Raw genomic sequence first — 484 nt, 5'->3', positions numbered from 1 at the left:
CATGGATACGAAGGAGCGAGCCTTGCCTTGATCGGCAAGGCCACCGGTCTTGGCAAGGGCAGCCTCTACCACTTCTTCCCGAATGGGAAGGAGGAAATGGTCCAGGCTGTGCTCGTCGAAATCGAGCAATGGTTTGAAAATTCCGTCTATTCTCCCCTGCGAGACGGAGACGATGCCGATGCCGCGATCACGGCGATGCTCGATGAAACCGCGAAATACTTCAGGTCGGGCAGGCGCGTCTGTCTCGTCGGCGCTTTGGCTGTTACCAACACCCGAGACCTATTCGCCCAAGCCATCCGAGGTTACTTCGTCGCCTGGGTGGACGCTCTGCAGGCAGCGCTCGTCCGGCAGGGCCGCGACCCTGAGCGGGCGCGCATCCTCTCGGAAGACGCCGTTCTCTCTATCCAGGGCGCGATCGTCCTCTCCCGGGCGCTCGACGATCCCGCCGTCTTCCAGCGCGCAATCGATCAACTCCATGCTCGAT

The 484-nt window shown here is 61.4% G+C and carries 1 protein-coding gene; it reads left to right on the top strand.

All coding sequences use genetic code 11. The features are described 5' to 3' along the window. Positions 1-484 (top strand): TetR/AcrR family transcriptional regulator (locus tag AB4Z23_RS28350; protein WP_441361290.1); only part of this gene is annotated, 484 nt, incomplete at both ends.

This window comes from Agrobacterium sp. MCAB5, assembly GCF_052114365.1.
In the GTDB taxonomy this organism is placed as follows: Bacteria; Pseudomonadota; Alphaproteobacteria; order Rhizobiales; family Rhizobiaceae; genus Agrobacterium; species Agrobacterium tumefaciens.
Note: the sequence above shows the minus strand (reverse complement) of the source record. Positions and strands in the feature narration are given on the sequence as shown.